General features: G+C 36.1%; 11 protein-coding genes. 2 read left to right on the plus strand and 9 right to left on the minus strand.

What is annotated here, in order from left to right; translation table 11 throughout:
• Positions 1-201: 201 nt before the first annotated feature.
• The 9 genes from GOQ16_RS11785 to GOQ16_RS11825 form a co-directional block, all read right to left on the minus strand.
• A complete protein-coding gene (locus GOQ16_RS11785; protein WP_160069465.1) occupies positions 202-1,191 on the minus strand; it encodes a metallophosphoesterase family protein in 990 nt (329 codons plus the stop codon).
• A gap of 104 nt (positions 1,192-1,295) precedes the next feature.
• Positions 1,296-2,630, minus strand: a complete 1,335-nt coding sequence (locus tag GOQ16_RS11790; RefSeq protein WP_160069466.1) for an alpha/beta hydrolase family protein — start codon at positions 2,628-2,630, stop codon at positions 1,296-1,298.
• 3 nt (positions 2,631-2,633) lie between these two features.
• Positions 2,634-3,839, minus strand: coding sequence for a TlpA family protein disulfide reductase (locus tag GOQ16_RS11795; protein ID WP_160069467.1), 1,206 nt, complete (start codon positions 3,837-3,839; stop codon positions 2,634-2,636).
• Positions 3,839-5,287: a PKD-like family lipoprotein gene (locus tag GOQ16_RS11800; RefSeq protein ID WP_160069468.1), complete on the minus strand. Its 1,449-nt coding sequence runs from the start codon at positions 5,285-5,287 to the stop codon at positions 3,839-3,841. The genes GOQ16_RS11795 and GOQ16_RS11800 overlap by 1 nt, the downstream gene beginning before the upstream one ends.
• A 16-nt stretch (positions 5,288-5,303) precedes the next feature.
• Positions 5,304-5,999 (minus strand): DUF4843 domain-containing protein, encoded by a 696-nt coding sequence (locus GOQ16_RS11805; RefSeq protein ID WP_160069469.1) that lies wholly within the window; start codon positions 5,997-5,999, stop codon positions 5,304-5,306.
• Between the two features lie 7 nt (positions 6,000-6,006).
• Positions 6,007-7,407, minus strand: a complete 1,401-nt coding sequence (locus tag GOQ16_RS11810) for a RagB/SusD family nutrient uptake outer membrane protein (protein ID WP_160069470.1) — start codon at positions 7,405-7,407, stop codon at positions 6,007-6,009.
• An 11-nt stretch (positions 7,408-7,418) separates the two neighbouring features.
• On the minus strand, positions 7,419-10,790 hold the full coding sequence (locus GOQ16_RS11815; RefSeq protein WP_160069471.1) for a SusC/RagA family TonB-linked outer membrane protein: 3,372 nt from the start codon (positions 10,788-10,790) through the stop codon (positions 7,419-7,421).
• A gap of 99 nt (positions 10,791-10,889) precedes the next feature.
• The gene (locus tag GOQ16_RS11820) at positions 10,890-12,113 is read right to left on the minus strand and encodes a FecR family protein (protein WP_160069472.1); all 1,224 of its coding nucleotides are present in this window, start codon (positions 12,111-12,113) and stop codon (positions 10,890-10,892) included.
• 101 nt (positions 12,114-12,214) lie between these two features.
• Positions 12,215-12,805: an RNA polymerase sigma factor gene (locus GOQ16_RS11825; protein WP_160069473.1), complete on the minus strand. Its 591-nt coding sequence runs from the start codon at positions 12,803-12,805 to the stop codon at positions 12,215-12,217.
• 305 nt (positions 12,806-13,110) lie between these two features.
• On the opposite strand from GOQ16_RS11825, the gene rpsL reads away from it, so the two are divergent.
• Both rpsL and rpsG read left to right on the plus strand, forming a co-directional pair.
• A complete protein-coding gene (rpsL, locus tag GOQ16_RS11830) occupies positions 13,111-13,524 on the plus strand; it encodes a 30S ribosomal protein S12 (RefSeq protein WP_002993550.1) in 414 nt (137 codons plus the stop codon).
• 19 nt (positions 13,525-13,543) lie between these two features.
• The gene (rpsG, locus tag GOQ16_RS11835; RefSeq protein WP_132778116.1) at positions 13,544-14,011 is read left to right on the plus strand and encodes a 30S ribosomal protein S7; all 468 of its coding nucleotides are present in this window, start codon (positions 13,544-13,546) and stop codon (positions 14,009-14,011) included.
• The last annotated feature ends 48 nt before the right edge of the window (positions 14,012-14,059 follow it).

Below are 14,059 nucleotides of genomic sequence, written 5' to 3' on the forward strand. Positions count from 1 at the left end.
TTGGACAGTATAAACTCTTCTAAAGAAAATAGTGAGGATATAATTTGATTTTTCACAAAAAGCTTTCCTAATTAATAAAAGAGGGCAGATTTTTTTACACCCTAAATTTATTTAGGACAGCTGTGAAATAATTTCATAAAAACATTGTTAAATAGTTAATGTAAATAACATCACATCAAATACCTTACCACAATATTAAAATTATTTACCAAACCATTTATACACTTTACCATTAAACCCTTCAACAGAGTCTGGCAATGACTCTAAAATAATATGACGATGCGAAGCTGGTTCAAACCCTGTTATTTTAATATTTCCTCTAGCTTTTTGCCTTGGCAATTCTAATACGGCATAAGCTTTAGAAGCTTTGAATGGATGACCTAAGATTTCACGAGGACCACCACCTAAACAGCCTGCATGCAATAGTGTTATTTGCTCTTTCGTAGCTGGATAGTACGCATGCTGATGTCCAGAAATATACATATCCACATTATTTTGTTTCAGAAAATCCAACGTTTCATCCGCATCATTTAGCACTTCGCCTTTTTTGTTTTTTGCCGCTACAATGGCATACAAAGGCAAATGCCCTAAAACAATACGCGCTCGCGATTTAGTAGCAGTAGATGTTGCTAATTGTTCTTTCATCCATGATTTTACTTCAGCAGAAATAACAGAGGAAGAAGCATCCCAACTGATGAAGAATACATTATTTTTGATATATGAAAAATAGTACGGAAAATGAGTATCATCTACATACGTTAAATTTGCCTTGTGTCTGTTCATCTTCCAAAATGAAGAAGCAGCAGCTCTATCCAAAAGATAACCTGGAGAAGCATCGTGATTTCCCATTGTAAAACCAAATGGGATGCCTAACTGATTGATTGGCGTAAGAACAGACTGATCAAATGCCAACCACATAGAATCCAATCGTGATGCTGTCAATGACGCTTTCTGCCCTGCCACCATATCGCCTCCGCACAAGATTATATCCGGTTGAATATCTTTGACGCGTTTCACCACATCATGGACTTCCTTGCTGTAGCCAACGGAACCATAGCTATCATTGAGATCCGAAATTAAAAGAATTTTAAGATTTTCATTTTTCGACTCCATCTTCTTGTGCTGTGTTACACAAGAAGCAAACAGCACACAAAAAGCAAAGCCTGATGCAATAAATTTTGGTAGATTCATGCCTCAAAGTTAGGAATAGAATCTGGATACATAGAATAGAAATTACCTTTAAACCAAAAAGGGAGATTTTTAGAAAATCTCCCTCTACGTACAACAAACAAATACTACAATGTAATTTTAACTTTGGATGGAAATACACGTGCGCTATCACCAAATAACGCAGTACTTTCAATCATATTCGAAATATTAACTTTCACTTTATCGTGAAACACCAATTTTCCATTCAAGAAAATCTTCACCTTTTTATTGTAATCAATATGATGCTGATCTAAGAAAATAGAAATATCCAACTCCTCTAGCTCTTTTTTGTTCTTCATCTCATTATCCAACAAATCGACGTTAAGCTGTACTGTATTGTTTTGAAACGTAATATCAAAAACTGCTCTGTCAAACTCATCTCCTTCTTTGATGTTTAATGGCTTGTTGAATACTATATTATAAAAGCCTTTGCGGTAGCGACCATGCATCGGAAAATGCACCCAAGAAATATGCTGGGGATGAGGATTCCTGCTGTAATTGATTAACCAAGGTGTAGTCACCGTATAATCAATACCATGTCCTCGATTTGGTTGCAAAGAAATTTGATGTACAAATTCTCCTTTATTTTCAGCAGCTAATTTTTCAAATTCTTCTTTTGCCGCTAAAGTCAAATTATTACGCCCAAAGCCATGATCATTCTCTCCAGTCTGCAATGAAAAAGCGATATTTCTAAAGTTTAACGGCGGAGCGTTCTTCAAAGGCTCTCCACCTGCCATCGGACCAGCACCTGCCAAATAATCTGCATAAAATGCTGCTAATCGTTGACTTCCATACCCTCCTTCTGAAATTCCCATCACATACATCTTGTTATGATCTATCTCTTCACTCAACATAGCTAAGCGAAACAACTTCTCCCACGCATATTGAACAGGTTTATACCACCATCTGTAGCGTCGCTCATTCGGGATTTGTGGTATGAAATAAATAGATGGCGCATCTTTATAATGCATCGTCCATCCTAAAGTGTTTTTAAATTCCATCTGTTTAGGCCCAGAACCATGAAGATTCAAAAACAATGCATGTTTATTTGTAGCTTCGGTACTTTTGCGAATAAAATAAAAAGGCATTGGATCCTCATTTTTTAATTCCCATTGATGCAATGTTGGAGGATCAGTTTTTCCAATTTGGTCTTCTACTTGCGGTAAATTATATTGTTTATAAACTTGCCCCTTCCATCTTTGCCAAATTAAATCTTTAGTCTGTTCGATTTGTGTTAATTTAATATTTTGGCTACCTGCGAAAGATATCAAATTAGTTTCCTCATCAATTGATTTTAATCTTTCTTCGAAGTAACGATCTATTTGCGGATATAATTTATCTATTTGTTGTGCTTCAACATTAGTCGCGACACTACTCGTAAGCAAAACCGCAACTGATAAACATTTTTTATAAAGTTTCATTTATTAAAATTTAAGTGCACTCTGCACTAATACATTTATTTCTTGAATAAGACCATCGGTACTTCCATTGAATCCCTTCAATGCATAGCGAACTTTTCCATTTTTGTCAATAACAAATTGTGCAGGAATACCATTGACTTTGTATTTTTCCACCAATTCATATTGCGAACCACTTTTTTGATCTAATACCACCTGAAAATTCCAAGATTTTTCATTCATAAGATTTTTAATCTTTTTTATTCGATCTTGTTCTGCTGGATCACGCTCCATCGTATTTACAAATAGAAAAACAACTTCTTTGTTATCTTTATAATGATCTACCACGCGTTGCATAGTAGGAAATGAAGCCAAACATGGGCCGCACCAAGTCGCCCAAAAATCCAAAAACACGACCTTGTCTCTCAACTCCTTTAAGGATACTACATTACCTTGAACATCTTTTAATTCGAAATCGGGAGCTTCATAAGAAAGAAAACCATCAGAAAGGTGAACTTCTTTACTTTTACGCAATACAGAAAGCTGCTCTTCATAATAAGTTTCAAAACCCTTCACATTCCCATGTTTCTGTTCCCATAAATCCTGTAGCAAATGCTTTGATTCCTCATTACCCTTACCCTTCTGAATAATTTCAGCTAAAATTGGTAATGCTAATTCTGGTTCATTATTTCGACGATATAGATCAATAAACAAATAAGGATGCGTAGCTATGAGGGCGGAAAGATCCTTCTGCTCACGCAGATAATTCAATGCCTCTTTATGCTTCCCCGCATACATAAGCATCTCTGCGTACACAAAATTCTGCTGTTGTAACTGAGACTTGGATCTATGGATTTGGTTTCTAAGCGAAGTAATTACGGATTCAGCAGAAGTTTGCTGCCAGCTATCTGCTGGCAGCGCTTCTAATAATCTGTTTCGATCTTGTGCATTTTGAATTTTTATAATATAATTCAATGCCTTTGAATTTCCCCAAGCCACTAGCTTTTCAGACGCAGCAATGTAAACTTGATCCATCAAAAAATGAACTTGAGCAAATTTATCTTCCGGATAATCGTTCTCAAAATTCACATATATCTCCATCAAATCCTTCTCTTCAGAAATATTCTTAATCTGCTGCGCTATAGCAGGAATGGATATAAAAGGCGATACACTTTCTTGTGCAAACCCCAATGATTGAATAAAAACAAGCCCAATAATTATCAAATTCCGCATTATTTTCTATTCTTATATTCTAGAGAAATGGGCTTATTCAAGCCTTCATAAACAGTGGTATAAGTTTTATCCACAAATTCACCCACGTTATCGATAGAAAAGACGTACACTTTTCCTTCTTGTCCATCATAAGTTCCGACAGCTATAGTTCTATTGTTATCCGGGAACCCTACAAAGCTGCTTCTAGACTGCTTTATTTTCATCGCGGTAATAGTTTCACTCGAAGGAAATTGATATATTAATTTGGAAGAATTATTTGAGACATCTAACAAATACAACTCGTTACCTACACTGTAATAAATGTGAAAATACAATCCGGAGAATGCTGCATGAGTAGCTTGTAAAAGCTTTTCTGCTTTATCCACTTTATCTTTACTTACAGCTAAACCTGCGCTATGTATACGTAACACATAAGGAACTTGCTGATTGTCTTTCATCAAGAAACTGTATTGATTCAACGGTGCAATACCTCCAAATATCACATCCATACCAACATTTCTCATATCAAATGGTGCATTTTCTTGATTTGAAAACTGGACGAATTGCTTGTTGCTGTAATTAACAAATTGTTTTGCTTTCTCATCGTAAAACACTCCAGCATCACTACTTTGGGAAGCCAAAAAATACTTAGAAAGCTTATAGTCGCCAATTGTAGGAACGCCAAATCTAAAATCGATCTGATTCGAATAAATTTTACCATTATCAATATAGAATGCATTTGATCCAACCATGTCGTAGACATATTCTTCGGGCTTGCGCTCATTTGGCAATTCTACAAACCAATCGCTTCCTTCATTTATTTTGGTAAAATCGGTATATCTAACGCGTACAGCATCGCTTTCGCCCAATAAGAAAATATCTTGGGAACCTCCAAAAAATGTAGTTAAAACACGGGCTGAATGCAAATTTTTAGGAATAACCAAATTTGGATTTGCAGTGCTCAACAGATTTTTGATTGTGTATCCCTCTGGATGCAATAAGTCAACATCACTTTCTCCAGATGCATTTTGATTAATCAAAAGCCACCCTTCACTCAATTTACTTCCAACTTGCAGTAAATACTTTTTAAAAGATGATACTCCCGTATTATTATCTGTTACTGTATACAACAAGGTATACGTATCAGGTCGCAAACCAAATTGCATGTTCAAATCTTTGGTATCTGCAAGAACTTCATCAATCAAACCTGTAATAGGTGCATTGAGAAGATATACAGACCATTTATAAGACAAATTATCGTTGTTCTCAGCCAGAGATTGTTCGACTAGCGTTTCAACGCTAAGCATATCGAATTGATTTATCTTGATTGTGTCACTCCCATTCTTCAGAATGGAGACTTTATTAATTTCTGTGAGGTCATAATTACCTTTATCCTTATAGCAGGATATTTGCAAGATTATGAAAAGTAAAATTCCAATTTTACTCCATATAGAGGTTATGATTTTCATCGTATTAAAATTTAGGTTAAGGGAATCGCACTGGCACACCATTTTCATCTACCATTTCTGCATTGTGTGTCAGGATATATTGCCTCAAGTAATTACGACATTTGGCAACAATAAAAAGTAAAACTTCGGGATGTAAGCCCGTAAAATTGCTATATCCTGTCTCCCTAATAATTAAGCCATACTTAGCCTGACTATATTCTCCAAAGCGTACATCCTGCCAAGAAGAAGGTTTTGTCAAGTAATTATTTAGTTTGATTAAATAGTTTGCTTGCTCTTTTGGTCCTACTTTGAAATGTTCAGAATCTTTCAATGCAATCCATAATCTTGCCTCCTTGGTACTCAAATCATCTGTTTTGTTTAATTTGACATGCAATACGCCTTCATAGCTATTTGCCGGAATTGATGCAGGCAAAAGTTCATAGTTAGCCGCCGAAGCCGTGGTAGAATCAGTAAGTACACTATAATTTATTTGGCGCTCTATATTCGAAATTTGCCCCAAAATACGTACAGGTATTGCTATAGTATCCGACACCACATCTTCGTTCATCACCGCAAAAGAAACAGTCATACTATCCTGCTCTTCTGTAATGGCTTTTTTGTAAATAGCGATACCTGATCCGAAATCATAAGATAGCATCTGATCTTTCTTACAACCTATTTGCACAAAACTAAAAGCTGCGACAAATAGTATTAAAATATATTTTCTCACCATTCGATTTTTATTGGTTGTTAAATTCAATCTCATCATTTGGTCTTGGCATGATGTATTCTTTTGCCGTCATATCGAATCCATATCCTGCGATACGCAACGTATTATTTCTCTTGTAATAAAAGAATAATTGACCCTCTTGATAAAATTCTTTACGGTATTCTTTGAAAATTTCGGTTTCAATCTGGCTTTCTGTCAAGTCAACGTTAAGTGAACTGATACCACGATTTGCACGCACCGTATTCAAGTAATTAATTTTGTCCGTCAAGACATCACTAGCTTCTGCTGCAATGTAGTACATCTCCGATAGTCGTATCAGCGGTATGCGTTTTGTATTCAATGCATCCGTCTGGATATCATCTATCAAATACTTACTTGGATAGCGTTGATTTGTAGAGCCATCCGTTTTCCATAAAAACACCAACCTAAAATCCGTACTTGAGCCTTCAAATAGTGTGGTAATAAAAGATTCTTTATTTGTCAACACGCTACCTCCAGAGGCTTCACGAAACAATCCATCGTTGATGTTCTTTAATGTTGGTACATATATTCCAAATAATTGTTCGGATAAGAAAGTACGATTTGGAGCTGTCCCTGTGAGGTTATTACGTTGAATGAAAGGGAATAACGATGCATTATCAAGGATCACGCGTGCACTTTGCAGAGCTGTAGCTTTATCACCTACGTAGATTGCAATACGAGCTTTCAATGCATTAGCTGCCCAATAATTCATGTGATTGCGTGTGTGTGATTTGAATGGGTCAGCTACTCCATAGTTTACTGCCTTATGACCAGACAATAATGTAATCGATTCATCCAAATCTTTTAAACATCTTTCGATGAATGCAGTACCATCAAGGTTTGGCTTTACGACCATTTCAAAAACATCCACATATGGAATACTTTTATCTTGCATACCAATTTTTGGTATTGGACCATATGCACGAAATAAATCGAAATGTAAGAATGCACGTAAACCTAATGCTTCGCCTTTGATAAGCTCATAATAGCCTTCAGAAAAAACTCCTTTTTTGCTTTCTATATTTGCTAACAAATTATTGATATTGGCAATTGTGTTATACGAGTGATTCCAAAACTGATCTATTCGACCCTGTACTCCTGCATTCGTGTAATTATACTTTCCAAACTCGTAATAAGCATGTGTATTGCCACTTACATCGTATTGTTGCGCAAACACGTCCATGGTAGCCATTGTAAATTCACGCGCATACAGCGAAGGTTGCGCCATTTTCACGTATATCCCGTTCAAAGCATCCTTAAAACCTTGTTCATCTTGAAAAAGTACACGCTCTGAAATATTTGTTTTAGGTTGCACATCAAGCCATTTCGTACAGCTACTAAATGAAACCGTAAGTATACTGGCTGTTATAAATAATAATTTATATTTCATAATAGATACGATTAAAAGGATGTGTTTAAAGTAAATGTAAAATTGCGTGCAAATGGATATGACAACCCTCTTTCCACCTGGATAGTAGACAATTGTAATATATTATTCCCCTGCATAGTCAGACGTGTATTTTTCAAATTCCACTTATTAGTCCAACGTTCAGGTAATATATAACCCAATGAAATACTCGTAAAATTCAAATAATTGTTTTTCTGCATAAAGCGTGATGTAGCAAATGTAGCCGTAGTAACAGTATTGCCTTCCACATCTGTCAATCCTTTGAAGAATGTCACATCTCCTGGCTTCGTCCATCGGTCTAAAAACACACGCTCATCCACATTCATACTTAAATTGGCATTCTCTACGTAGTCAACCAAAGTTTGATTGTATTGCTTTGCACCAGCTTGGTAACTGAAATATGCTCCAAATTGCCAGCCTTTGTACGCTAGATTAGTACCAAAATTCCCACTCACCTTTGGAATACCATCTCCTACGATAACTTTATCTTGTGCATTCCACACATAAGTTAATTGACCATTTCGATCATAAAACAATTCTTGACCTGTACTAGGATCAATACCGGCAGAAAGTACTGCCCAGATAGAGTTTACAGATTCCCCTTCGACATAACGTTGCTGTGGAAGTCTTTGGTTATTTTGATCGTTAGCTTCATTCATCTTTTTAAGTGAATTAGAAATTTCCTTAATTTCGTTTCTATTGTGAATAGCATTTACAAAAACAGACCATGTCAATTTTGATTGGCCAGGTTTGAAAATAAAAGCATTCAAATTTCCTTCGATACCTTTATTAGCTAGTTTACCCATATTTTCTTTGTAAGAGCTCACCCCCAAAGACGGTGGTGTATTCACATCCAAAAGCAAGTTGTTTGTCAGCTCGTAGTAGGCGTCAATACGCATGATAAAACGATCAGCTAAAAATGCTAAATCGGCACCCATATTGTATTTAATGGTTTCCTGCCACTTTAGATTGGTATTTCCATACCCCAATACATTCACTCCATATCCTCCTAAATAATCCTGTCCAGTGTTGTAACTGTAAGTAGTAATAGCCATATATGGCGGAAATTGTTGACTTCCCGTAGTACCTATACCACCACGAAGTTTGAATCTATTGATATATGGACGTAAAGATGTCATAAACGATTCTTCGTGCACATTCCATCCCAAACCTACAGCACCGAATGGGGCATAACGATTCAATTCTCCAAATTGTGTAGAACCATCAACATTTAAGGCTAAATCAAACAAAAACCTTCTGTCATACGTATAGTTGAAGTTAGCGAACGAAGAAAATCTTCGGCTTATATTATTTTGACCTCTAGGTCGACTGCCATTTTGATAAGCATTACCGAAGAAAATTTCGTCTAATCGATTATTTGGAAACCCAATAACTGATATTGAAGTAGATTTACTTTGTTGCTCTGCTACAGCGACACCTAGTGTAGCGAAAATCAAATTTTTACCAAAGGTCTTACTATAATCTCCGACCAAACTAGCGTCGTAATTGAAGAAGCCAGAATTTGAACGATCGTATGATCCTCTAGTTGCATACGTTTCTGAATTGTAATCTGTGATATTTGAAAAAGCGGTATGATCAGCAGGTAGGAATACGTTACTTTCGTCGTTTTGCTTGGTAATACCCAATTTTCCGGTGATACGGTAACCACCATTTAGTCGCCATTCTAAGAAAGTATTGTTGTTGATACTAGTATATTTATTGTTGTCAATCGTCCCGATATTGGCATTGTATAGTGGATTAGAAACATATGTCATACCGCCAACTCCAAAATTGGAAACGTTTTCCAAAATTTTGACAACATTGCCATTTGCGTCATATGGATTCCAATAAGGATTCATTCTCGAATAATCTCCAAAACTGCCATATGGTGAGTTTTCGGAAGTATTTGAACTGATATTTAATTGGTTACGCAATATGAAATTATTCTTTCGGTAAGACAAAACCATTCCCCCTTCAAATGTCTCACGATCAGAACCTTTCATTACACCTTTATTATTTGTATAACCAGCCGAAGCGCCATAACGAACATGATTATCACCACCTTCAACGTAGATAGATTGCTTCGTACCGACACCGGTCTGCAACGGTTGCGACAACCAATAGGTATCTACTCCCGAAGCCACAGCTGCCATTCTATTGGAGTAACGCTGATCAAGGATGAATTGATTTTCAGGTCTATTGGTATTGTAGAGACCACTGATGCGCTCCAACTCCAATTTGTCTTTAGCATTCAACAAATTATAGGAAGTAAGATCTGGAGCAGTTAATTGCATTGTGCTTGTGAAACTTACATTCAAGCGTCCCGCTTGTGGCTGTTTAGTTTCAACTACAATTACACCATTAGCTGCTCTAGAACCGTATGCTGAAGTCGCGACAGCATCTTTCAATATGGTTATTTTATCTATTCTATTAATATCTAAGTCATAAATTTTTTGCAAACTCACTTCAAATCCGTCCAACATAAACAAAGGCATACTTGGATTGGATTGATATGCTGCCATGAAATCAGCACCAGATTGATTGCTTACGCCCCCATCACCTTGCACTGGAAAATTATTAGTTCCGCGCAAACTGATTTTTGGCAGTTGATTTGGATCAGAGCCAAATTCTAAATTATCAGGTATACGAACTGCTGGATCAAATACTTTTAGCGCATCAAATACGTTCATCGCATTGACATTGCGCAATTGATCACCAGTCACCGCAGTAGCTGCCCCTGTAAAGTTTTCTGTCGGACGACTAAAAAGTCCAGTAACCACGACATCATCAATGGTTTCTGTTTTCTCTTGCAATTCTACTAACAGTTCTAAACCATGCTGCAAAGACAATTTTTCATTATTCATACCCAAAAAACTCACTGTCAAGTAAGATTCATATTCAGGCAATTCTATCTCAAAAGAACCATTTGCATCTGAGCGTGTGTTCAACTTTTTAACGCCAGAAATAATAGTAGCTCCTGGGATAGGCTGCTTAGTATTCGCATGAATTACACGGCCTTTGAACGTCTTCTTGGTAGCACGCTCTTCATCCATCAATACGATTGTCTGTTTGTCAATCATATAGACAACACCAGCTGATGGATTAAAATATTTGATTAATACATCATTGATATCTGCATTTTTAAATTTTGGATTTATACGTTGATTGAAATCCAATTTTTTAGAGCTAAAAACAAAGTTATAGCCCGTTTGCTTACGAATATTGGTTAGAAATTCGTTTAATGTAATCCCCTTTTCATCGATAGTAATAGATTTGGTTTGCGCAAATAATAGCTGCGTAGGACAAACCCAGATAACTAAAGTCAATAGTGTGGGATAAATAAGCTTTATTAATACTTTAGACATAAGTTTTTGAAATTCATATGCTCTTATTCATAATAGGCTAAAGAGCGAGTTAGGTTTTATTATTATTCATGTATGTATTCATTCATTATTTAGATAGGACTAATTCACGATGTACACCTCCTTTCCTCGTATTTCGAACTTAATAGCATAAGTCTTTTCTATAATTGTTAGTAATTCTACTAGAGATATATTGCGCGATACCTGCGCCCATAATTTTTGATCAAGATTTTCTGGGATATTCTTAAAATCTACATCATACCAACGACTAATTTGCTTTAACGCATTTTCTAAAGTTTCATCTTCGAAATAGAATATATTATTTAGCCAAGCAAGATTTCTATCGAGATCAGCTCTACTTTTCACCATACCATCTGCACCGAGCACTACTTGCTCATTTGGATTTAGCCATAAGATATTTTGATTATTAAGGTTTGTGACATGTACTGAACCTTGTACTAAAGTGGTTTCAAAACCATCGGCATCTGGATAAGCATTGACATTAAAAGAAGTTCCATAGACTTTAACTTCTTGTCTCAATTTGCCTTGTTTTGAATAGACGACAAATTGTCTCTTATCTTTGACAACTTCAAAATACGCTTCGCCTATCAACTCCACATAACGTAAACTATCTATAAGAAAATATGGAAACAGGAGTGTGCTCGCGGAATTTAAATGCACCAATGTCCCATCGGGTAATGTAAGCTTGTACTTACCTCCTTTTGGAGTTTTAATAACATAATTAGCATTTTTCATCTGCTTATTCAGATGATTCAAATCGTATTTCAACAGAAGTTCATTATGCGCAGATTTCTGCACCACAAGTCCATTTTTTGTAATTTGGGTACCGATAGCCAACGTGGGTAAGTACAACTTAGTACCATCCACCATTTCCAGAGTAGCTGATTCTTGTGCAGGTAAAATTTCATTTTTTGACGAAATACTTTCATTCGGTACATTCCTTTTGTCATCAAGGAAAGTTAATTCCGCTAACTTCTCATGCAAATCTGTCTTAATTACTAATGGTACAGTAATCATTAGAAATACAGCTGCTACAGATGCCCATTGCCACAACCGCGCCTTAAAGGAAGGTCTTATAATTTCGTCAGCAGATGCATATATGGCGTTCAATATTTGCTCTTTGGAATCCGAAGACAGTATCTCTTCTTTCTTTTTCAAATAAAAAGCTTCCAACATGCACGCTTCCACGAGCTCCTTGAAAGTAGGGTCTGCTATGTACTGATTTAACTCATCACGCTCAGCTACAGTTTCCTGATGCTGTATACATTGGTTAAATAAATATTTTATACGTTGTTTATTAGACATATGGATATTATATATGCGTCCGACTTTCAACTCTCTCATAGAGTCGAAATAAGTGCATTTAATAGATTGACAATTTGAATTAAACTATGGGGGGGAGAGATTTAAAAATATTTTGAATAGAAATGCAACAATAGCACCAGTGGCATATCCTTCATATGTGCTAAGCAATAGGCTCTAATACTTTTCATCGCTTGGTCGATGTTATATTTGACAGTCTCTGGTGATACATTTAAAATCTGAGCAGCTTCGTTACGTTTGAGATATTGTTCCTTAAGTAGTCTATACGTTTCCTGTTGTTTGGGGGGTAATCTTTTAATCGCGCGCTCTAGCAGACTTTGGAAATCCTTGTCCTGCAAAATATAATCAACACTTGGATAAATTTGCAAGAGAGCAGATTGCCCTTCCTCATTTAAATACTGTTTATAATGCTGGCCTTTTTTCAGTATGTTGAACGTTATATTTCGAGCTATGGTATACAACCAGCCCTCGAAGTTATCAACCGTTGTCAACTGAATCCTATTTATCCATACCTTAAGAAAAGTGTCCTGCACAACATCTTGCGCTATATTCTCATCGTTGGTAATACGTAATGCTGTAGTATATATATTAGGATGATAAGCCTCAAACAATTGCCGAAATGCCATTTCATCACCAGATGCAACTTGATGTAATAAATTAGTGTGTTTTTCCATAGACATCCCCCTCTTACTAATACATTTTCATTGACAAATATAACTTTTGACAACAAATTTCCTATCCAAATTTATTTTTCGCACCTTATTAAAGTAAGATTTACCAATTTACCAGCATTAATATATATTTTTTGCTACGATCACAATCACCGAAATAAGCTGATGTTATTATTATTTTATCTTTCATTAGATTAAGAAATTAGTTAACAACTTTTTTCTACACAACACTTTACAATTCAAAATCTTTCTTTATCTTTGCAGTCTTAAAAGATTTTTTAACAAAAATTAAAAACAAAAACAGGTAAATGCCTACTATTCAACAATTAGTTAGAAAAGGTAGAGTAGCTCTGGTTGACAAGAGTAAGTCACCAGCGTTGGACTCATGTCCACAGCGAAGAGGTGTATGTACACGTGTATATACTACTACCCCTAAAAAACCAAACTCAGCAATGCGTAAAGTAGCTCGTGTACGTTTAACAAACGGTAAAGAGGTAAACGCTTACATCCCTGGAGAAGGTCACAACTTACAAGAGCACTCGATCGTATTGATCCGTGGTGGTCGTGTGAAAGATTTACCAGGTGTACGTTACCACATCATCCGTGGTGCATTAGATACTTCAGGTGTAGCAGGTCGTAACCAACGTCGTTCGAAATACGGAACTAAGCGTCCTAAACCAGGACAAGCAGCTGCAGCTCCAGCAAAAGGTAAAAAGAAATAATTAAGCGGAGGAAAGAAAAATGAGAAAATCAAAACCAAAAAAGAGAATCATTTTACCTGATCCAAAGTTTAATGACGTTCAGGTAACACGTTTCGTAAATAATATGATGTTCGATGGTAAAAAATCTATCGCTTACTCAATTTTTTACGATGCAGTAGAATTAGTAGAATCAAAAACACAAGAAAACGGTTTAGAGACTTGGAAAAAAGCTTTAAACAACGTTATGCCTGCTGTTGAAGTTAAGTCTCGCCGTGTAGGTGGTGCTAACTTTCAAGTACCTATGGAAGTACGTCCAGAGCGTAAAATCGCTTTAGGTATGAAATGGTTAATTTCTTATGCTCGCAAACGTGGTGAAAAAACTATGTTTGAGAAATTAGCAGGAGAAATCATTTCAGCTTCTAAAGGTGAAGGTGCTGCTGTTAAGAAGAAAGAAGATACGCACAAAATGGCTGAGGCTAACAAAGCGTTCTCACACTTCAGATTCTAATTTTGAAAGCAACACAATAAATATGATTACACCGACTATTGATAAAAG

This window comes from Sphingobacterium bovisgrunnientis (assembly GCF_009829085.1).
GTDB classification, from domain to species: Bacteria; Bacteroidota; Bacteroidia; order Sphingobacteriales; family Sphingobacteriaceae; genus Sphingobacterium; species Sphingobacterium bovisgrunnientis.